Annotated in this window: 17 protein-coding genes; 8 read left to right on the plus strand and 9 right to left on the minus strand. The window is 61.8% G+C overall.

Features of this window, described 5'->3' with window-relative positions; all coding sequences use genetic code 11:
- Positions 1–275 precede the first annotated feature (275 nt).
- Entirely contained in the window at positions 276–1,451 is a 1,176-nt protein-coding gene (locus ACR9YP_RS28170; RefSeq protein WP_474217645.1) for a patatin-like phospholipase family protein, read from the plus strand.
- Between the two features lie 2,079 nt (positions 1,452–3,530).
- On the opposite strand, the gene ACR9YP_RS28175 is transcribed toward ACR9YP_RS28170, so the two are convergent.
- Positions 3,531–4,025 carry a hypothetical protein gene (locus ACR9YP_RS28175; RefSeq protein ID WP_438109009.1) on the minus strand — a complete coding sequence of 165 codons (495 nt, stop codon included), beginning with the start codon at positions 4,023–4,025 and terminating at the stop codon, positions 3,531–3,533.
- Positions 4,026–4,143: 118 nt separating this feature from the next.
- Positions 4,144–4,914: an IclR family transcriptional regulator gene (locus ACR9YP_RS28180; protein ID WP_091895861.1), complete on the minus strand. Its 771-nt coding sequence runs from the start codon at positions 4,912–4,914 to the stop codon at positions 4,144–4,146.
- 236 nt (positions 4,915–5,150) lie between these two features.
- Between ACR9YP_RS28180 and ACR9YP_RS28185 the strand changes: the two genes are divergently transcribed.
- From ACR9YP_RS28185 to ACR9YP_RS28210, 6 genes are all read left to right on the plus strand, one after another.
- A complete protein-coding gene (locus tag ACR9YP_RS28185) occupies positions 5,151–6,311 on the plus strand; it encodes an aminotransferase class V-fold PLP-dependent enzyme (protein ID WP_438109011.1) in 1,161 nt (386 codons plus the stop codon).
- Positions 6,312–6,340: 29 nt separating this feature from the next.
- Positions 6,341–7,252, plus strand: coding sequence for an amino acid ABC transporter substrate-binding protein (locus tag ACR9YP_RS28190; RefSeq protein WP_438109012.1), 912 nt, complete (start codon positions 6,341–6,343; stop codon positions 7,250–7,252).
- Between the two features lie 62 nt (positions 7,253–7,314).
- The gene (locus ACR9YP_RS28195; RefSeq protein ID WP_438109014.1) at positions 7,315–8,109 is read left to right on the plus strand and encodes an amino acid ABC transporter permease; all 795 of its coding nucleotides are present in this window, start codon (positions 7,315–7,317) and stop codon (positions 8,107–8,109) included.
- The gene (locus tag ACR9YP_RS28200; protein WP_474217646.1) at positions 8,106–8,795 is read left to right on the plus strand and encodes an amino acid ABC transporter permease; all 690 of its coding nucleotides are present in this window, start codon (positions 8,106–8,108) and stop codon (positions 8,793–8,795) included. Before ACR9YP_RS28195 ends, ACR9YP_RS28200 begins: the two co-directional genes overlap by 4 nt.
- Before the next feature lie 26 nt (positions 8,796–8,821).
- Positions 8,822–9,589 carry an amino acid ABC transporter ATP-binding protein gene (locus ACR9YP_RS28205; protein ID WP_474217647.1) on the plus strand — a complete coding sequence of 256 codons (768 nt, stop codon included), beginning with the start codon at positions 8,822–8,824 and terminating at the stop codon, positions 9,587–9,589.
- Between the two features lie 113 nt (positions 9,590–9,702).
- Positions 9,703–11,178 carry an FAD-binding oxidoreductase gene (locus ACR9YP_RS28210; RefSeq protein ID WP_474217648.1) on the plus strand — a complete coding sequence of 492 codons (1,476 nt, stop codon included), beginning with the start codon at positions 9,703–9,705 and terminating at the stop codon, positions 11,176–11,178.
- 7 nt (positions 11,179–11,185) lie between these two features.
- On the opposite strand, the gene ACR9YP_RS28215 is transcribed toward ACR9YP_RS28210, so the two are convergent.
- The 7 genes from ACR9YP_RS28215 to ACR9YP_RS28245 all read right to left on the minus strand — a co-directional run bounded on the left by ACR9YP_RS28215 (position 11,186) and on the right by ACR9YP_RS28245 (position 19,584).
- On the minus strand, positions 11,186–11,839 hold the full coding sequence (locus ACR9YP_RS28215) for a TadE/TadG family type IV pilus assembly protein (RefSeq protein ID WP_438109015.1): 654 nt from the start codon (positions 11,837–11,839) through the stop codon (positions 11,186–11,188).
- Positions 11,839–12,399, minus strand: coding sequence for a TadE/TadG family type IV pilus assembly protein (locus tag ACR9YP_RS28220; protein ID WP_438109017.1), 561 nt, complete (start codon positions 12,397–12,399; stop codon positions 11,839–11,841). The genes ACR9YP_RS28215 and ACR9YP_RS28220 overlap by 1 nt, the downstream gene beginning before the upstream one ends.
- Positions 12,400–12,410: 11 nt before the next feature.
- Positions 12,411–13,835 carry a TadE/TadG family type IV pilus assembly protein gene (locus tag ACR9YP_RS28225; protein ID WP_438109019.1) on the minus strand — a complete coding sequence of 475 codons (1,425 nt, stop codon included), beginning with the start codon at positions 13,833–13,835 and terminating at the stop codon, positions 12,411–12,413.
- Positions 13,836–14,271: 436 nt separating this feature from the next.
- Positions 14,272–15,966 (minus strand): GMC family oxidoreductase, encoded by a 1,695-nt coding sequence (locus ACR9YP_RS28230; protein WP_438109021.1) that lies wholly within the window; start codon positions 15,964–15,966, stop codon positions 14,272–14,274.
- Positions 15,967–16,134: 168 nt separating this feature from the next.
- A complete protein-coding gene (locus ACR9YP_RS28235; RefSeq protein WP_438109023.1) occupies positions 16,135–16,668 on the minus strand; it encodes a hypothetical protein in 534 nt (177 codons plus the stop codon).
- A gap of 452 nt (positions 16,669–17,120) precedes the next feature.
- Entirely contained in the window at positions 17,121–18,680 is a 1,560-nt protein-coding gene (locus tag ACR9YP_RS28240) for an acyl-CoA carboxylase subunit beta (RefSeq protein ID WP_438109025.1), read from the minus strand.
- Positions 18,610–19,584, minus strand: a complete 975-nt coding sequence (locus tag ACR9YP_RS28245) for an IclR family transcriptional regulator (protein WP_176946012.1) — start codon at positions 19,582–19,584, stop codon at positions 18,610–18,612. Before ACR9YP_RS28245 ends, ACR9YP_RS28240 begins: the two co-directional genes overlap by 71 nt.
- A 94-nt stretch (positions 19,585–19,678) precedes the next feature.
- Between ACR9YP_RS28245 and ACR9YP_RS28250 the strand changes: the two genes are divergently transcribed.
- Positions 19,679–19,900 (plus strand): biotin/lipoyl-containing protein, encoded by a 222-nt coding sequence (locus ACR9YP_RS28250; RefSeq protein ID WP_128934384.1) that lies wholly within the window; start codon positions 19,679–19,681, stop codon positions 19,898–19,900.
- Positions 19,901–19,966: the final 66 nt, after the last annotated feature.

Consider the following 19,966-nt stretch of genomic DNA (forward strand, 5'->3'; position numbering starts at 1 on the left):
CTCCTGTGTGATGCCTTATGTGATGCCCGCCCGGCCGCGTCAGGCTCGATGCAAATTGCTAGCCGCCGTCATTGACTGCGATGTGAAGGAATTCCGTCAGGCGCACGACCTCGGGCCATTCGCGTTTCGGTTGATCTGCAGCCGATGCATCGGCGCCGAAATTGTCATCACGCCGTCACTGCCGGACGTAATCGTCTGGCTTGTCATTGAAGCATGATCCTTTCGGAAAACCGCTGCACACTTTTCCGGCGCATGCTCGGCAGGAGGCATCGGCCATGGACGCCCGCACGTCGCAACCGACCTATCAGACCCATCAGCCGCCCGCGCGGGGCTGGCGTCCAGAGCGCTGCGACCGCGTCGCGCTGGTGCTGCAAGGCGGCGGCGCGCTCGGCGCCTACCAGGCCGGCGTCTACCAGGCGCTGCACGAGGTGGGGATCGAGCCCGACTGGGTCTGCGGCGTCTCGATCGGTGCGATCAACTCCGCCATCATCGCCGGCAACAAACCGGAGAAGCGGCTGGAGGCGCTGCGCATCTTCTGGGAGCGCATCACCAACCGCAAGATCTGGCACTACACGCCCGATGGCGACGTCTTCCGCCAGTGGCGCAATCTCTGTAGCGCGTGGATGACGTCGGCGATGGGCCAGCCGGGCTTCTTCACCCCGCACCGGGTCAATCCCTGGTTCAGCCCGATCGGCGCACGCACCGCCACCAGCTATTACGACACGATGCCGCTCAAGGAGAGCCTGCTCGAGCTCGTCGACTTCGATCTCATCAACGAGAAGAGGGTCCGCTTCGCGGTCGGCGCGGTCAACGTGCTCTCCGGCAATTTCATCTATTTCGACAACGCCCATGACGAGATCGAGCCGGAGCATGTCATGGCCTCAGGCGCCCTGCCCCCGGCGCTGCCGATGGTGCGGATCGGCACTGATCATTTCTGGGACGGCGGCATCGTCTCCAACACACCGCTCCAGCATCTGCTCGACCAGGAGGACGCGCTCAACTCGCTGGTGTTCCAGGTCGACCTCTTCAGCGCACGCGGCGTGCTGCCGCGTTCGATCCAGGACGTCATGGCCCGCCACAAGGACATCATGTATTCCTCGCGCACGCGCCACAACACCGACGTCTATCGCCGCACGCACAACCTCAAGATCCTGCTCTACAAGGCGCTGGCGAAGCTGCCGGACGAGCAGCTCTCCGAGGAGGAGCGCAAGCTCAAGGCGAGCCTGCGCAACATGCCGGAGATCGCGATTCTGCATCTGATCTACCAGCAGAAGGCCTATGAGGGAGACGCCAAGGACCACGAGTTCTCGGGCACCTCGATGCGCGAGCATTGGACAAGCGGTTACGAGGACACCAAGCGCACCCTGAAGCGTCGCGACTGGATCAGGATGCCGGACGAAGGCATGGGGCTCGTGGTGCACGACGTGCACCGGGAGACGGAGAGCGCGTGAGGCGCCTTCCGGCGAGCGCTCAAACAAAAAGTGCGAAAACAACCCCATGCACAGTAGCCCGTGCGTGGCGGATCAATGGCTTAGCCTGGTGCGTCCGCAGCGCCGTTTGACACGTCGGGCAAAACAGGGCTATAATGCGATTATTCCGAATTGACACAGACAGTGGACTTGTGACGAAAATTTCTCACATCGCGCGTGAGGCAAAAGGCTGCCGCAATACAATCGGTGTCGTCCCGGCCGGGGGCCAACTACCCCAGGCGATCATTGTGGCGCGGGAGAGGGGTCAACAGTCTACGCCAAACGTCTCCCTGTGATTATGGGTCCTGGATTTGCGCTTCTAGGCGAGTACAAGAAGGACGAGGCGCACACCAATTCGGTTGAATCGGTTTGGGCGCTCCTCAAGCGGCAGATTGTGGGAACCCATCATTGGGTCAGGCGAAGCACCTGCAACAGTATGTGCAGGAAATGACTTGGCGCCTGAATCGGCGTAGCATGAGCTCTACGGAGCGCATGAACGCCCCGTTTGACGGCGTCGTCGGTCCGCAGCCTGACAAAGTGCCGATCGCCGATGAGTAGGAAGATAAGAAGCACTCCGCCGGAGCCGCCCCTTGGCCTCAATATGCCCTTTGATGGGGCGCTAAAGCGTTTCATCGGCGCTGATCCGAGCGAGGTGGAGGCGAGCGTTACGCGGTCCAAAAAGAAAATGCCGCCGGGCAGAAAGCTGAAGGCTCCGTCCGACGGCGATGTCAGTCAAGCGAACGTGGTGTCTCTACGCGACCGACGGATGCGGAAACGGAATTGCGGTCGCTGACGTGCGGCGACGCGGCAAGCGTCGCCAATGCCCGCAAACCTGCTGAATCCGCCCATCGCGAATGCGATTATAGGTATCGATCCAAATAGAGCCGTTCATGCGTGTAGTTCCTTTCATTCGGTTGATGGGACGCAAACGCGCACGCGCGACAGCGCGCTCGGTCGTGAGGGACTGAGCGCGCTGTCGCGGCCTCGAACTGATTTTGAGGACTTGGGGAGGGCGTCGAACCTGGTTACGACGCAGCTCCTACATCCGGGCATGAAAAAACCCGGCGCGAAGGCCGGGTTCGGACGCAGTTAGCGAGTTTGCGTTTCGAGAGTGGCGCAACTCTCCTAATAGGGAGGAAATCGTCGGCTGAGTTATCATAAGCAGCGAAGCCCGGCGCTGGCCGGGCTTCGCATCTCGGTTGCATGGAGGGCAACCCAAGCTACCGTTAGCAAAGCCAGCTTTGCAGACTGGCCTAGAAGTCGAAGCTGAGTTGGTTCGGCCAAGAGCGCCAGTGCTCGCACACATGCTCTAAACGACCGAGCCGCTTCCGTGTGTACGAATTCACGTGCACACGCTTCGACCCCGAAGTGGGGTGCATTCCCATTTCGGTTCTCCACGACTTTGGCGGGCTGAAGCCCGCCTGCTCCGGACTGCGGTATTGCAGCCGCGCGGCGTGGAGCCCGACTGTCGTCGGTTCTGGAGAAGCCGCTGACGGTAGCTTGGGTGTTCTATCTGATTTGGCCGAAACCCGATTCTCAGGGCAACTACGGACAATTCTTCTAACGAGAGAATGAATCGGCTTTCGATCCATTCACTTTAGTGAGCAAGCGAACTTGCCGTCGAAGAGACCAGAGGTAGGAATCCCGCAATAGCGGAGCGCTGGAACGTAATCTCTTCGATCTAGGCACGGGACGTTTGACCGTGGCGTGCTCTACACCTGTTTTGAACTCGATACGCAGTACACCGTTCGTGGACAGACCGTTTTCTGCCCTATCCGCCAAGCCCTCAGCATCCAGTGCCTCTGAAGGGTGACTTCGCGGGCCTGTCCCGCGCATCGGTTTAGTCAACGCAAAAACTCCGGGTGGCCGGAGGGGTGGCTACAAGGGTGGCTGCGGTAATACGTGCAAAGCTTCGCATTACGCGTGGCCCCCGCGTGATCTGGCCGTGACGACTAGTGTGGCTGCCACGGTCGAATCGACCTTTCGTAAATCTGTGCCGCAACTTAGTCCTATGTCAGCTCGTATATAGGTCCCCATTGTTGCGGATGAGCGAAATCGAGGTCACTTCGCTTCCTTGTTCAATTCGATCGCGACCTCCGACATCCAGGAGCCCGGTGCTTCCATCAGAAAGGATTGATGATTGCTCCTGGTCTGGATCGTCACCAGCGCAGCCACCGTGTTTCCCTCAATTCGCGCCTCGATCAGGCCGTCCTTGTTCGTGCCATAGACCTTGCCGCCCTGTCGGTATTCGCTCTCGAACCAGTTGCCGGAAAGCTCCGTCCCGCTCTGCTCGATGTTCGCGGACAGGACCATCTTGTACGCATCGCTTGCGCAGCGCAGATCAAGTGTCAGCGACCGTCCCGGCTTGGTAACGTTGTACGCCACTTTGCAGCGAACCTTCTCACGCGGACCGTCCGACGGCTTCATGGTGCCGATGCCCGACCATGCGCCGGCCAAACTGTCGAACACCGGCTCTGCGCACAATGGGCTGATGCCGATCAGCACGAGGCAGGCCGCGCCAATGCCCATGCGCGCTGCCGGAAACTTCAATAGCATTCTGCCAATCCTGATCCGTAAAGTCTGAGCGCGTCCTATGCCTGAACAGCCGCGGGATGTTGACGAAGATGTTTAGAAATGTTGCAAAGATTGCCTGAACGTTGCCGGGATCGGCGCATCAATCAACTTGCAGAATGGTCTCCGACAGCAGAGCGGCAGCCTTTTGGAGCGGCGGTATGAACCGGTCCAGTTCGACGAAGCTCACGCGCGCCACCGGCACAGAGACACCCAAGCAAGCTATCAATTCTCGATCCGGTGACAGAATGGGGACGGCACACCCCACAACTCCCTTCACATACTCTTCGTTGGTTTTGGCCCAGCCTCGTTGCCGCGTGTCCTCCAGGACCTTCATCAGCCCGTGGACGTCGACGATTGTCGTTTCCGTGAATTTGGTCAGAGGTAGTGCGCGGCACAACTTCGCCCGGGTCCGCTCGGGCAGTCTGCTCATGTAGATTTTTCCGGTCGACGTGCAGTGTAACGGCGCCGCCTCTCCCGGATTGAACTGAAGGCCTTGCGGCTCCGAAACGCGAACGCTGTCGACATAGGCAACGAAGTTGTCGCGTACGACGCCGATCTCGCATTGTTCGCCGATTTCTCCCGCAACCGCCTGAAGCACCGCATGCCGCCGCGCAGTGCGGAAGGCCGCGCCGATAACAGTGGCGGACAGTGTGACGAGCTGGTTTCCCACAACGTAACGCTTGGTCCCCAACGCCTTCTGAAGAAGTCCGCGGTCCTCGAGATTTCCGATCAACCTGTGCGCCGTTGGAAGAGGCAGCGAGAGAGCCTTTGCGATCTCTGCCGCTGAGACCGCTTTGCGTTGGTCGGCAACGTGCCGAACGATCGCGAAGACACGATCCAATGGCCCGTCCTTCTCGCTGCGTTTCGTCATTTTCCCTCCGGCCAAATCGGCAGCAAAATCAAGACTTACGCCACATATTATCATTTTTCGGAATAAAATATATTGAAAATCGACAAAGTTGTTTGTCGAAATTCTGAAAGCTCATATTCTTGGCGTTGCCGGTGATTGACCAGAAATTGTGCAACGCAGTCTCACCGTTCCCAGAATCTCGCTCCGCCGCTTGGCCGAGAGCCAAGTCCCGACGGCGCGCCCAACAGGAGATGCGTATGTCTCGTCACTACGACGTGGACGCCGTGAGGAAGGAATTCCCCGCCGTCGAACGGATGGTCTATCTGGACTCCGGGTTTCAAACGCCGCTTGCGCGCCCGGTGAAGGCCGCGATCGAGCTCTTCCTTCGCGAGGGCTTCGAGACGGCCGGCCCGAAAAGCGTATGGCTCGACCGGGTGGAGCAGACCCGCGCCAAGGTCGCTCGCTTTCTCGGCGTGGCCGCGGATGAAATCGCCTTCACGAAAAATACGTCGGAAAGCATGAACATCGCGGCAAACGCACTGCCGCTCCGGGCCGGCGACAATGTCCTGCTGATCCACGGCGATCATCCGAACAACGCCTACGCGTTCCTCCATCTGCAACGGAAGGACGTCGAGGTCCGCTTCATCCCGATGACCGATATCGTCGATGCCGACAGCTTTGCTCCTTTCATCGACGAAAACACGCGCGCGATTTCGATGTCACACGTCACGTTCCACGCTGGTCACCGCTTTGACATCGAGAGCGTCGGCGCGATGTGCGCCAGGAAGAAACTCTACTTCGTCGTGGACGTGATGCAGTCGATCGGCGTCGTGCCTGTCAACGCGAAGGCGATTGGCGCGAGCTTCGTCGGCTCCGGAAGTCACAAGGGATTGCTGGTTCCGCAAGGGCTCGGGCTTCTGTATTGGGACAAGGCGCTCAAAGAGCTGGAGCCGGCCTATCTGGCTGCCGCGAGCCTCGCCGAGATCCCTGATGATCTCATCGCGCGCCCGGACAAGATGGCGCCCTCGCCCACCGCTAGGCGATTCGAGCTGGGCAACTTCAATCTGCCCGCGGTCCATGCACTGGGTGCTTCCCTCGACATGATCGAGCAGATCGGGGGGCAGAACATCCAGAACCACTGCTTTGATCTCGGCGATCACCTCATCGCGCGCCTGGACGAGCTGGACATCCGCCTCGTTGGCCCGCGCGATCGAAAGCATCGCGCGCCGCACATCTACGTCATCGCCCTGCCCCCATCGGACTGGCTCGGCCATTTCGAGGAGAACGATGTGCGCGTATCGCCCGAACGAGATGGCATTCGCGTCTCGCTCGGCATGTTCAACACCGCCAACGACATCGATCGCCTGATCGACGTCATCCGTCGGCGAGGGCTCGGACGCCCTTCCGCCGCAGCTTGAATTCGACAAACGAGGGAAAGGCAAAGACCATGAAGAAGCTTGTTCAGGCGCTCGGACTTCTCCCAGGACTCCTGGTTTCAGGACTCCTGGCCGTCAGCCCAAGCCCCTCGGCAGCAGCCGACAGCCCGACGCTTGATAAGATCAAATCCAGCGGCGCAATCACGATCGGCCACCGTGAGGCTTCGATACCGTTCTCGTATCTCGGGCCCGATCAGAAGCCCATCGGCTTCTCGCTCGATCTCTGCGCGGCGATCGTCGATCGCATCAAGGAGGAGCTGAAGTTGCCCAACCTCAAGGTCAACTACACGCCGGTGAATTCCTCGAACCGGATTCCGCTGATCCAGAGCGGGACGGTCGACATTGAATGCGGCGGCACTGCGAACGACAAGAAGCGGCAAGAACAGGTCTCGTTTTCCGTCGCGACGTTCGTCAGTCAGCCGCGATGGCTCGTCAAGGCCGCCAGTGGCGTGAAGACCGCCGGCGAGCTGAAAGGCAAGACGATTGTCGTCACGCAAGGCTCCAACGCGGTGGGTTTCGCGCAGAGCGTCAACGCCATGGAGCACCTCGGCCTCAACATCGTCCAGGCCAAGGACCACGCTGAATCCTTCCTGATGTTGAACACCGGCCGTGCGGCCGCCTTCATGGAAGACGATATCCTCCTCGCCGGGCTCAAGGCTGCGGCGCCGAATCCGGATGCGCTCTTGTTCCTTCCCGAGGGTTACGCAAAGATCTATTATGGACTGATGTTCGCGAAGGGTGATGCCGGCTTCAAGGGCCTCGTCGACGACGTTCTCTCCAAACAAATGGCATCCGGCCAATTCGAGAAGACCTACGCGAAATGGTTCACCAAGCCGATCCCGCCCAAGGGTGAGAACCTCGCATTCCCGCTCACGGACGAATTGATGGCGCGGATCGCGCATCCCAGCGATGCCGTTGACTGATTGACGGAGCTGACCGCCTCGCAAGGAAATCCTCGTTCGCACTTGAAACCTGAGGGCTCGCGATGTTCGGAGTGCTTTTTGAACAGACGGCGGACGGCCAGCGCTATATCGACTGGCTTGTGTCGGGTCTCGGTTGGACGCTGGCTCTTGCCTTCTTCGGCTGGTGGATCGCCTTCGGCATCGGTGTGGTCGTCGGCGTGGGCCGCACAGTCCAGAATCGCTTCTTTTCGATCCTGGCCCGGCTTTATGTCGAGATATTCAGAAACATCCCGGTCCTGGTGCAGATGTTCCTCTGGTACTTCGTCTTCCCGGAGGTCGTGCCCACCGCGCTGGGCGATGCCATCAAGCAGATTCCTCCGCCCTGGGCATCTTTCTTCCCGGCACTCCTTTGCCTTGGACTCTACACGGCTTCCCGAATAGCCGAGCAGGTCCGGGCGGGTATCGAAGCGCTCCCAAAGGGACAGATCGAGGCGGCCAATGCTCTCGGCCTCAGTGGTTACCTCACCTATCGATATGTTGTCGTGCCGCAAGCTCTGCGCCTCATCGTGCCGAGCCTCACCAGCGAGGTGATGGGCATATACAAGAACACCTCGGTCGCACTCACGATCGGCTTGATGGAGCTCACCGCGCAGGCTCGCCAGATCAGCGAGGCCACGTTCCAGACATTCTCGGCATTTGGCGCGGCGACGATTATCTACCTTTGTCTGGCGCTCGTTGCGTATCAGGCCATGACGTTCATCGACAAAGCAGTCCGCATTCCGGGGAGCGCTCCCGTCAAGCTCACTGCTGGCCAGGATCTGGCCGACGAGATGCAGCAAAGCGGCGCTCTGCCCGGTGCCATGGAGGTCGTGAAATGAACACCCTCGATTTCTCGATTCTAGCGCAATCCTGGCCCTATCTCTGGTCGGGCCTGCTCTTCTCGCTTGCGCTCACGGCCGCCGCATTCGCCATCGGCATGGTTCTCGGAACCTGCCTTGCGCTCGTCCAGCATTTCGAGATTCCGGTGTTCGCCCAGATCATCCGCGGCTACGTTGCGGTCATCCGGTCGATCCCGCTGATCCTCGTGCTGTTCTGGTTTTTCTTCCTGGTGCCAATCGTGCTTGGGCATCTCAGCGGCAACGGCCGCCCGATCCCGATCGGCGCAACCTATACCGCCTTTATCACCTTCGGCTTGTTTGAGGCGGCCTACTACTCCGAGATCATCCGTGTCGGGCTGCGGGCCGTGAACAAGGGCCAGTTCGAGGCCTGCCAGGCACTCGCATTGTCCACCTATGATACCTACCGCCATGTCGTCCTCCCGCAGGTCGTGCGCGTGGCCAGTCCGATCATCCTGAGCCAGACCATCATCCTGTTTCAGGACACTTCTCTGGTTTACGTGCTTTCGCTGACGGATCTTCTGGGCGCCGCTTCCAAGCTTGCGCAGCTCAACGGCCGCCTCGTCGAAATGTACCTCGTCGTAGCAGTGGCCTACCTCGCCATCAGTTCTGCAGCTTCCCAGTGTGTCGCTGCCCTTCGCAAACGATACGCACTCGCCACATCGTGATAACGCCTCGAATTTGGGAGAGAAACATGCCTCGGGAGAACTTGAGCGATGCCACGCAGCCCGGCGCAATCGTCGTCGTCGAGAATGTCGTGAAGCGGTTCGGCGCGTTCACTGCGCTGAACGACGTCAATCTCGAGGTCGGCAGGGGCGAGAAAATCGTTCTGTGCGGACCTTCCGGCTCCGGCAAGTCAACGCTCATCCGGTGTATCAACCATATCGAGAAGCACGACGAAGGCCGGATCATCGTCGACGGCGTCGAGTTGAGCAATCGCGTCGCCGACATCAACAGTGTGCGCTGCGAAGTCGGCATGGTGTTTCAGAGCTTCAACCTCTTCCCGCATCTCACGGTGGCCGAGAACTGCATGCTGGCTCCGATGAAGGTTCGCGGCCTGTCGGAAGCAGAAGCGCGCGATCGCGCACTCGGCTTGTTGCGGAAAGTCCGCATTCAGGATCAGGCAGACAAGTATCCCGCACAATTGTCGGGTGGTCAGCAGCAACGCGTCGCGATCGCGCGGGCGCTGTGCATGCAGCCCAAGATCATGCTGTTCGACGAACCGACATCCGCTCTCGACCCTGAGATGGTCAAGGAAGTGCTGGACACCATGGTCGAGCTGGCGCGAGAGGGCATGACGATGGTGTGCGTGACGCACGAGATGGGATTCGCCCGCGAGGTCGCCGACCGGGTGGTCTTCATGGATCGTGGAAGCATCGTTGAGGAGGCAAATCCGGAAACGTTCTTTCGGGCTCCGCGCACGGACCGGGCGAAGGGCTTCCTGAACCAGATCATCCACTAGGCCCTGCCCGGCTGACATCAGGGTACGTCGCTAGACTCCTCGGCGCAAACGTGGACAATGTCCCGACGCACGTCACGTGCGCAGTGCACACCAAGATGCGCCAGAGGAAACAAATGCCGGCTGCCTTCCCGTCGTCCCTACCCGCTATCCCGACCGCTCCCTTGACCACCGAGATCAGCGATGCGTTGCGCGCGATCGTGGGCGAGAAGGGTTTTATCGAGGACGAGCACGGCAAGCAGCCGTTCGTGACGGATTGGCGCGGATTGCTGGTCGGGGGTGCTGGCGCCGTCGTTCGTCCAGGTAGCACCGAGGAAGTGTCCAAAGTGGTCCGGCTTTGCCATGAGCACGGCGTCGCGATCGTGCCGCAGGGCGGCAACACCGGCCTGATGGGTGGGGCAACGCCCTGGCCAGCGCACACCGGCATCGTGTTGTCGCTTGGCCGCATGAACCGCATTCTGGAGGTCGATCCCGTCGGCTATTCGATGACGGTCGAGGCCGGCTGCGTGCTGCAGACGCTGCAGGAGACCGCGGCCAGTCACGACAGGTTCCTGCCCCTCAGTCTTGGCGCCCAGGGCTCGTGCATGATCGGCGGCAATCTGTCGACGAACGCCGGCGGCGTGCAGGTGCTGCGCTATGGCAATGCCCGCAATCTCGTCTTGGGGCTCGAAGTCGTGTTGGCCAATGGCGATGTCTGGGACGGACTGCGTGCGCTCAAGAAGGACAACACCGGCTACGACCTCAAGCACCTGTTCATGGGCGCCGAAGGCACGCTGGGCATCATCACCAAGGCCGTGCTCAAGCTATGGCCCGCTCCGAAGGACGTCAGCACCGCGTGGCTGGCGATCCGCGATCCGCGCGCATCCCTGGAGATCCTGTCCGAAGCGCACGCAGCGTCCGAGGATAATGTCGGCTCTTGCGAGCTGATGAGCCGCGCCGCCATCGACATGGTGCTGCGTCACATTCCCGGCACCCAGGATCCGCTGAAGGCGGATACGCCATGGTACCTTCTGCTCGAATGGTCGTCCGCGCGCCCACGCCGGGACGGGACTGAGGGCATGTCCGAGAAGATGGAGCAGTTTCTGGCCGATCAGCTCGAGGCCGGCCGCGTGCTCGATGCGGCGATCGCGCACACGGTCAGTCAGTCGCGCAACATGTGGCGCATCCGCGAGGGTGTTGCCGAGGCCTCACGGGCCGAGGGACCTGGGCTCAGCTACGACGTCTCAGTGGCGATTTCCAGGATTCCGGAGTTCATCGACCAGGGGCTCAAGGCCGTGCTCGGTATTCTCCCGACTATCAGGCCCTACCCGCTGGGGCACATTGGCGACGGCAATCTGCATTTTTCGTTCATGGGGCCCAAGGGCATGGATCAGCAGACGCTGACCCACTACAAGGGCGCCATCACGCGGGCCGTGAACGATCTGATCACCTCCATGGGCGGCTCGATCTCGGCGGAGCACGGCATCGGCATCGACAAGCTCGACGAGCTCAGCCACTACCGGTCGAAGACCGAGCTCGACATCATGCGCACGATCAAGCGCGCGCTCGATCCGCAAAACATCATGAATCCCGGCAAGGTGCTGCGGCTGTAACTGATGATCAACAGGTCTTCTGCTGCAAATGCTGGACGCAGGTGCAGGTCGACGTCGCCGGATATTTCACGTCGTAATAGGGAAAGCTCGAGGTGGCCGGGCTGTTGGTCGAACAACGCGGGAACAGATAGTAGCTGTCGGACAGCTTCACGGTGCCGGCGATGGTGAAGCCGAGGTTGGGCGCGTAATCGTAGGACACCTCGCTCAGAATGAGCGAGATATTGGCGTTGCTGGTACCGCTCGGCGCGGTAAAGGATGACAAGGTCAGCTGCTGACCGACGGCTCTCGCTCCCGAGGAGCTCGTCGACTTGCTCCACTGCACCGTCGCCTTCCCCGCGCTGTCGGTCGAGACTTCCGAGACTGTGATCGTCATCAAGGAGGTCGAGCCGTTCTTGGTCGGATATGGGGCCATGATGGCGGTCGCCGCCGCGAGAATGCCGTCCATTTGAGACGAGGTAACTGCCGTGTTCTGCGTGATCATGTCGGCGACACTGTGCGCGGTCGCGCTGACCTTTACGTTCATGGCGAGGCCGTTGCCGAGCTCGACACCGCCGACATAGAGCACCAGCATGAACGGCGCCACCATGGCGAACTCCGTCGCTGCAACGGCGCGGACATCGATCAACAGGTGCCGAGCGCGAGACGACAGGGCGGAGATCATCAGGAAGCTCCTGGCTCGTTCTGGAACGCGGCGGACGACATGATCAGCCGGTTGCCGTTGCTGAGGTTCGAGAGATTGAAACCGAGCGGCCCGAGCACGACCGGCCACACATACATGACGCGGAGAACGACGATGTCGCCGGCGTCGCCCGGGTCGTACTGCCAGGTGTTCTGGACTGTTCCCGATGCGTCGAAGGTCAAGGTCGGCATCCCCGTGTTCGCGGACGTCCACGAGGTCGCCACCTGCATGTCCACCATCAGGCCGCTGCAATTGAACAGGATCACGATCTGATCGCAGACCTTCTGCTTGAAGGCATCCTTCGTCATCTGTGCGGACTGAACCTGTCCGGTCATGACGAGGCGCGCCGACTGATGCACGACGGATTCGAGCATCTGCTGGGCGAAGAAGACCAGAAACGTCTGGATCAGTGCGATGATAAGGGCGAGGAACGGCACGGCCACGAGCGCGAATTCGACGGCCGTGGCGCCCCTGCTGTCCCGCGCGAAAACGGCGCAGCGATTGCGGCGTCTTTTCGTTGTTGCAACATCCGGTCCGGTCATGGCGCGTTTCTCTACTGCACGAGGCTGGCCGTGCTCGACGCGACCTTGAGGAAAAGGTTCGTCAGCGCCGCGGAAATGTCGCCACCATTCTGAACACTCGCGTACAGACCGGGCGAGGCGCATGATTGCAGCCGTTTCGCGATCGTGCCCGTGGACGAGGACGGATTGTTGAATTGCGAGATGCGAGTTGTGTACCAGCTGTCGCTCAGCTGCAGATATTCGGTGTAGAGGATCGCGATGCGAATGTTCCGCTTCTTGATGGTATCGCATACCGTCGTGTTGAGCGGTTGCTGGCATCGCAAAGTCGTCGAGTTGGCTGTCGGAAGCGCATAGGTGGCATTGGGGTCGCAGCTGCCCCCCGTCTTCGGGATGAGCTTGTCCTCGACGCCGTCGGTGACGAGGAAGACCACTTCCTGCGGCGTATCGCCCGACTGATTGGTGCCGGTGCCGGGATCGGGCATGGCGGCGTTGAGGTTCGTCAGCCCCTTCGAGATATCGGTGCCGTAGTCGGTGGTGTAGATGCAGTTGCCCTTGCTGTCGAGAACGGGGCAGTTCTGGTGGTCGACCGTCAGGAGCTGAATGTTGGCGATCTTCGTGCCGGCGGTGGTCGGGGTGGTCAGCGTCTGGATCGTGTTCAGGGCGTAGTCGAAGGTGTAGATGGCGGCCTTGTAGGTCGTGTTGTTGAGCGCCGACATGCACTGCATGACGCCGCCCGACACACCTGACTGCGGGCACGACCAGGGTCCGACCATCAATTGCTTGACGGCATTGGTCACGAGATCGATGCGCAGCGTGACGTTGTTCGCACGCGCGACCGTGAGATTGTCCTTGTTCGTCGAGCTGGGGTTTGCGTTGTTGGGATGCGCCTCATGGCAGGCGAATGCGCAATTCTTCGCGTAGGTGGGTTGGTTTTTCGTGGCGAGAATCATGTTGTCGATGTCGGTCTGGGTCGCCGCCAGCGCCATCGACGGGGAGTCATCCAGCAACAGGTAGAAGTTCATGTTGGGCGCACTGGACGCCCGCGCCGTCGCGGATCCGGCGACCTGCCAGGTCTGCTTGCCGAGAACGCCGGGGAAATTATTGATGGACTCCGCGGTGTAGGAGACCGTGATGGTCCGCGCGAGACCGGAATCGGTGACCGTGACCGTCGGCGTCGGCACCGCCGACAGGCCGGGAAGATTCGCCTTCGCTGCGAAGACGGCTTCCGCGGTCGACTTGACGACGGCCGTGTCGGTCTGCGTCAGCATCGCCGGCCTCACGGCCGCGATCGCGGCGGCGTCGGCGGCTGCGTTCAATTGCTCGCGCTTGCGCAAGGCGAGCGTGTAGTCGAGCGTCATGCCCAGGAGAAAGACGGTCGGAACCATCATGAGCGCGAAGATAATGGCGACGTTGGCCTTCCGATCTCTGGCGAAACGGAGCACTACCCGGCGGAGCATGACCTTCATCCTGATTGCCGTCGTGACGGCAAGAATACTTCCCTGAAATCTCACGATGCAGGAGGCCGCAGCATTCCTGCCGCCGACCACCTGCGCATCGCAGGCCGGAATATGGATTTGGCCTCTTAATCAACACTTACGTGCAATCCACAAACATGGACTGCGACAAATTGAGATGTCTCATATTGAGAAAGCATCATTAACGCCGGATAAACGCGATCATAGAGATCGCAGGCAGGAGCATCCGGACGGTCGGATGGTAGCTTCCAGGCCGGCGCCAGGCTGCGTCAATCCTGTCGATTGAGGTGGATCGCAATCGGCCGCAGGCCAGGATGACGGCATCCTGTCCTGGCTCGGCGCATCTGCCCTGAGACACGGAGGGCCCGCGGCTGCTCCGGCAAGCCGGCCGCTGATAATCCCGGAGAGCGCTTGCAGTTCACTGGATCGCGGCAGCGATCTTTTCCGCCGACATCAGGACCGGGAAGTTGGTGTTGGCGCATGGCACCACCGGGAAGATCGAGGCGTCGACGACCCGCAGGCCCTGCACACCCTTGACGCGGCCCTGGTTGTCGACCACCGCCATCGGATCGTCGTCCCGACCCATGCGGCATGAGCACGAGGCATGCCACACGCCGATGGTCGCCTTGCGCACGAAGGCTTCCAGCGCCTCATCGTCATTCATGACCTGATCGAAGGTGAAGCCTTCGACCACGAAATTGTCGATCATGTAGTGGCGCAGCGCCGACGGCCCGTCCATCAGGGCCGCGGCGATCGTGGTGAGGATTTTGTTCTTGGTGTTGACCACGCCGATCTTGCGGACGCGGTCGGTATAGGCGGCCGGGAACGGCTTGTCCGTCACCTTCCTGACGACTTCGCTCATCTGCACCGCCGCCATCTTGCGGAAGCCGCTCATCAGGCGATCGAGGTCGCGCCGGTCGGACAACAAATTGAACTCGACGATCGGCTCCGCGGAGGGATCGCGCGAGGCAAGCTTGACCTGTCCGGTCTCGGAATAGGTCTTGTTGACGAACGTCAGCAGCGAGCCGATCTGCTCCCCGACCGCATGCCAGGCCGACTTGCTGAGCAGGACGACGAACATGTCGCCCTTCGGCACGCCCGGCAGCCCAGAGGAATAACGCAGGCCAAGCTGCATGTGGCGCCGGGTGTGCTCGTTCATGCGCGCGCCGCGGCGGACGAAGGACGACAGCGAGATCGAGGGATGATCCATCAGGCGCTGGCCGACGCCCGGCAAGCCCATCAGCACGGGAATGCCTAGATCCTTGAGGTGACCGACCGGACCGATGCCGGCGCGCAACAGATGCGCCGGCGAATGAATGGCGCCGCTGGAGAGAATGATCTCGCGTCCGCGGAATTCCTGCTCCCGCCCGTCGACCATAGCTTTCACGCCGACGCATTGCGTGCCCTCGAACAACAGCTCGCGAACCTGCGTGTTGGTGGAGATCGTGAGGTTGGCGCGCTTGCGGGTGTCGCGGTCGAGATAGCCCATGGCGGCCGAGACGCGTTGCTCGGCCTGGTTGGAATGCGTCACCGGGAAGTAGCCGTCGACGAACTCGCCGTTCTGGTCGGGCACGAACTGATGGCCGGCCTGCTGGAAGGCCGCGGCGAAGGCCTGTGAATGCCGCGTCCAGTGCTCCCGCGGGATGCGGCGGACCGGGATCCTGCCGTCCTTGCCGTGGTACGGCCCGTCGAAATCGAGGTCGCGCTCGACCTTCTTGAAGAAGGGCAGCACGTCGTTCCAGCTCCAGCCCTCGGCGCCCCGCGCCTGCCATTCGTCGTAGTCGGTCGGCGCGCCGCGATTGGCCATCTGGCCGTTGATCGACGAGCCGCCGCCGAGCACCCGCGCCTGCTCGTATTTGCGCAAAGGCGGACGCCCCTCGTTCGGATTGTTGTGGCTGACAACTTGCGTCGTGACCTTGAGCTCGGTCCAGTGGAAGCGCGGATCGAAATAGGCCGTGCCCGGATAGCTGTCCCTGATCTCGGCCGGCTCGTTGCCCGGTGGCGTGTCCTGTCCGGCTTCGCACAGCAGGACCTTGTTGGCGCTCTTTGCGGAGAGCCGGTGGGCCAGCACGGACCCTGCCGAGCCGCCGCCCACGATAATGAAGTCATACACGATTGGCGCTTCCTCTTGTTCTTGCCGGAGGAGCGTAGCGCGTTATTGTTGTGAGGTCACGCCGCATGGATTCATCGCGCGCGTTCGTGGGAACGCGCGCTCAATCCGCAAACGAATTTCGGCAAGGTGTGACGGCTCTAGTTGAAGCCGGGCAATCCCGCCATTTTCTCAGCCGCGCGGGTTGACGACCGTGTAGCCCCGCAGCGAGCGCGCATGCATTCGCGTTGTGTGACCGCCCGAATTGGCGTCGTACGCCATCCACATGTCGCCTCCGAGGTGCTGCTCCAGGACGAAGACATGCCCGCGCCGGGCCGCGACCATTCCCGGTGCCGGTGACGTGCGCGGAAAGCGCAGCCAGTTCGCGGCGAGATTCAATTCCGGCACCACACGACCGAACACGCGCAGAGCTGCGCCGCAGCCGCAGAAGGATGAGGGGCAACCAGCCGGCCGCCCTCCAATGATGCGCGTGCCGGAGACACTCGTCGCCGCGGCGCCGCCTGCGTCGGTCACTGTCAGTTGCGTTGAGCGATAGGCTTGCAGTGAGGATCTGGGCGTCCGCTCAGGGCGCGTTTGCGAATACGAGAAGTCGCAGGGCATCGTGACGTTGCATTCAGGTACTTGATGAATGCGATAGGGCCGGGCTTCGGAGGCAACGGAGCTAAAGGCAACGAAAAGGCACGCAGAAAGAACTGACTTGAACATTGCAGGCTCCAAATTGTGAGATCCCTGCCCCACAGCGAGCAACCAATAACAGTTTGGCTGAAATCGGCCTAAAGAGCGGCTGAAAGTGGTTGCATTTGCGGGCTGGCCTCCGCAATCGTTGTAAACCAGACGTTGCGGCCGGAATGATTAACTCGCAGAGAACGAACGGCGTGTCATCGAAACTGAGACTTGACCACATGTGCATCAGCCACGGCTATGTCGCTGCAAACCGCGGTCAAGCGTCCCCAGCTAGCGCGCAGGCGCGTGGGGAATTTCCCATCGCTCGAGACGATCGATTGACGCTTGCCGTTCGTGCTGGCCCAGCCAAATCGTGAGGAGGACCAGCGCGCCGGCGAGAGCGCCGATGCCGAAATACAAGCTCCTCATGCGCGACGAATGCGGCACGCCAGGAAAGGTTCCTCGCGTTGCCGGCTGCAATCACGGCTTGAGCGCTACGGCCTGATCGAAAAATTCTCCGGCGGCCCGGGCTTGCGCAGCGGCTCGGCCAGCCGGGCGAACTCGCACAGCAATGATCGCGTCCTTCTGGGATCGATGATCTCCTCGACCCAGAACTTTTCGGCCGACCGGAACGGCGAGCGCAGCTTGTTGAGGCGCGCTTCGATCTCCTTCAGCTTCGCGGCCTTGTCCTCGGCCGCGTCGATATCGGCGCGGTAGGCGGCTTCGATGCCGCCTTCGAGCGGCAGCGAACCCCAATAGGCGGACGGCCAGGCGTAGCGGATCGAGAAGCGGTCGGCGGGCTGATGCACGACCCCGGCGACGCCGAAGGCGTTGCGCAGAATCACCGTGCACCAGGGCACGGTGGTCTGGTTCACCGCGGCCATGGCGCGGACGCCGTGGCGGATGGTGGCGGCCTTCTCGGCGTCGAGGCCGATCATGAAGCCGGGGCAGTCCATGAGATAGACGATCGGCAGGTGGAAGGTCTCGGCGAAGTCGACCCAGCGCACCACCTTCTGGCAGGCATCTGCGGTCCAGGAGCCGCCATAATGAAAACTGTCGCTGGCGAGCAGCAGCACCGCCCTGCCCTCGAGCCGCGCGAGACCGACGATGATTGGCTTGCCGAAATTCTTGGCGACCTCGAAGAACGAGCCCTTGTCGACGACGGCGTCGATGATCGGCCGCATCTTATAGACCTGCTTGCGGTTGCGCGGCACCGCGCTCAGCAGCGCTTCCTCGGTGCGCTCCGGATTGTCGGTGCAGGGCAAGGTCGCCGGCAGCTCGTACACCGAGGACGGCAAATACGACAGGAAGCGCCGCGCGCAGGCAAACGCCTCCTCCTCGGTCTCGACCGCATGATCGATCGCGCCGGCGCGGGTCTGGATGTCGGCGCCGCCGAGCTCCTCCTTCGAGAGGTCCTGCCCCAGCGCCTTCACCACCGGCGGGCCCGCCACGAACATCGCGGACTTCCGGGTCATGATGGAATAGTGGCTTGCGGCAAGACGCGCGGCACCTAAGCCCGCGACGGAGCCGAGGCCGAGCGCGACGACCGGCACGCGCGACAGGTTCTCCGTCGTGAAGCGATACCAGCGCGTGCCGCCGATGCCGCCCGGCAGATTGGCCGCGCCCTTGGTCTCGATGGTCTTGACCGAGCCGCCGCCGCCGGAGCCCTCGACGATGCGGACGATGGGCAGGCGGAAGTCGCGCGCCATCTCCTCCGCCATCAGCGGCTTGGCCGAGATCGACGCGTCCGCCGAGCCGCCGCGCACCGTGAAATCGTCGCCGACCACGACCACGGTACGGCCTTCGATGCGCGCACGACCGAACACGCAGTTCGCCGGCGTCACTTTCTGCAGCTCGCCGCTGGAATCGTACTCACCGATGCCGGAGACGGCACCGATCTCGTGAAAGCTGCCTTTGTCGATCAGTCCGTCGATGCGCTCCCGAACACTCAGCCGGCCCTGGTCATGCTGTCGCTTGACCTTGTCAACGCCGCCCATCTCCCGCGCGAAGGCTTCGCGCCGGGCGAGCTCGTCGAGTTCCGGCTTCCAGTTCATTCACTCCCTCCGAGTTGATCGGCTTGTTATTGTTGCGCACGGCCATTGCGACCGGCTTACGCGAGAGACGGTTGTTGAAGGCATCGCCCTCCGCGCCTTCCATCAGGCTGCCGAGCGAGCGGCCGAGCGTGAGCATCAACGGGGCGACTTCGTCATGCAGCCGCTGCTCGTCATACATCGCAGCCAGCAGGCCGATCGTGATGACGACGAAGGTCTGATACTGCGGCGACCAGATCGGCACGGCGAGGCCGTTGATGTGCGGACTCCACAGGCCGCAGGCCACGACATAACCGCGCTCGCGCAGCGACTGCCGGTTGGCCTCGATGCGGGGCCTCAAGATTTTTGCAGCCTCGGGCGCTTCCCGCTCCATGTCCGCAATGAAGGCGTCGCCGACCTCGGGCGACAGCGCAGCGGTGTAGGCCGCGCCTGCCGCGGTCGAAGCCATCGAGATGCGGCTGCCGGTGCCCTCGTGCAGGCCGAGCGCGCTCGCCGAGCGCGCGAACTGGAGATAGACGAGATGGAAGCGATCGGGAACGACGAAGCCGACCGTGCCCGGAAGCTGCTCGGCGACTTCCTGAAGCCGCTGGCGGATCATGCTGCGCAGCTGCGCGCCCTTCATCATCGAAGCGCTCATCGCCACCGCGCTCGGGCCGATGCGATATTTCTGATCGCGCGGCAGGTAGACGAGCTGGCCCATCCGCGTCAGCGTGTGCGTGAGCCGCGACACCGTCGAGCGCGGCAGGCCGCAGCGATTCGATATCTCGAGATTGCCGAGCCTGCTATCGTGGCCCTCGAAGCATCGCAACACGTCGAACGCGCGCGACACCACCTGGATGACATCACCCTCACCGGCATCGCCAGCGAGCACACCTTGCCTACTCAACCGCTCCGATCGTCGTCCCATGTTCCCTACCAGCTTGTTTCGCTCTGCGGAATTAAATTCCACTTGCAGACGACGCTACCTCAGGCATCTTGCGACGACAACAAAAAGGGATGGCATGCCAGAAATTAAGATCGTCACGGAGGTCGCGGGGCGCATCTGCGCAACTCCCGTGCAAGTTGGAGGAACCGTCGCAGATGGCGATGACGTTGTGGTCGTCGAAGCCATGAAGATGGAGATACCCGTGCAGTCGCCCGCGAGCGGCACGATCACGTCGCTTCTGGTGAAGCTCGACGACGTCGTTGCCGAGGGACAAGCGATCGCGATCGTCGCGAACTGACTGCATAATCCCTGGATTCCGCGACATTCTGTCAGCCTGGTTTCTGCATTCGCGCTCCGGCGTTGC

Source organism: Bradyrhizobium sp. BR14999, assembly GCF_056106085.1.

Coding starts and splice junctions, on each gene's coding strand:
- ACR9YP_RS28175 (WP_438109009.1), bottom strand. CDS start 4,025: ATGCTATTGAAGTTTCCGGCAGCGCGCATGGGCATTGGCGCGGCCTGC.
- ACR9YP_RS28235 (WP_438109023.1), bottom strand. CDS start 16,668: ATGTTCAAGTCAGTTCTTTCTGCGTGCCTTTTCGTTGCCTTTAGCTCC.
- ACR9YP_RS28215 (WP_438109015.1), bottom strand. CDS start 11,839: ATGATCTCCGCCCTGTCGTCTCGCGCTCGGCACCTGTTGATCGATGTC.
- ACR9YP_RS28225 (WP_438109019.1), bottom strand. CDS start 13,835: ATGCTCCGCCGGGTAGTGCTCCGTTTCGCCAGAGATCGGAAGGCCAAC.
- ACR9YP_RS28190 (WP_438109012.1), top strand. CDS start 6,341: ATGAAGAAGCTTGTTCAGGCGCTCGGACTTCTCCCAGGACTCCTGGTT.
- ACR9YP_RS28210 (WP_474217648.1), top strand. CDS start 9,703: ATGCCGGCTGCCTTCCCGTCGTCCCTACCCGCTATCCCGACCGCTCCC.
- ACR9YP_RS28200 (WP_474217646.1), top strand. CDS start 8,106: ATGAACACCCTCGATTTCTCGATTCTAGCGCAATCCTGGCCCTATCTC.
- ACR9YP_RS28245 (WP_176946012.1), bottom strand. CDS start 19,584: ATGGGACGACGATCGGAGCGGTTGAGTAGGCAAGGTGTGCTCGCTGGC.
- ACR9YP_RS28250 (WP_128934384.1), top strand. CDS start 19,679: ATGCCAGAAATTAAGATCGTCACGGAGGTCGCGGGGCGCATCTGCGCA.
- ACR9YP_RS28240 (WP_438109025.1), bottom strand. CDS start 18,680: ATGAACTGGAAGCCGGAACTCGACGAGCTCGCCCGGCGCGAAGCCTTC.
- ACR9YP_RS28205 (WP_474217647.1), top strand. CDS start 8,822: ATGCCTCGGGAGAACTTGAGCGATGCCACGCAGCCCGGCGCAATCGTC.
- ACR9YP_RS28170 (WP_474217645.1), top strand. CDS start 276: ATGGACGCCCGCACGTCGCAACCGACCTATCAGACCCATCAGCCGCCC.
- ACR9YP_RS28195 (WP_438109014.1), top strand. CDS start 7,315: ATGTTCGGAGTGCTTTTTGAACAGACGGCGGACGGCCAGCGCTATATC.
- ACR9YP_RS28220 (WP_438109017.1), bottom strand. CDS start 12,399: ATGACCGGACCGGATGTTGCAACAACGAAAAGACGCCGCAATCGCTGC.
- ACR9YP_RS28180 (WP_091895861.1), bottom strand. CDS start 4,914: ATGACGAAACGCAGCGAGAAGGACGGGCCATTGGATCGTGTCTTCGCG.
- ACR9YP_RS28185 (WP_438109011.1), top strand. CDS start 5,151: ATGTCTCGTCACTACGACGTGGACGCCGTGAGGAAGGAATTCCCCGCC.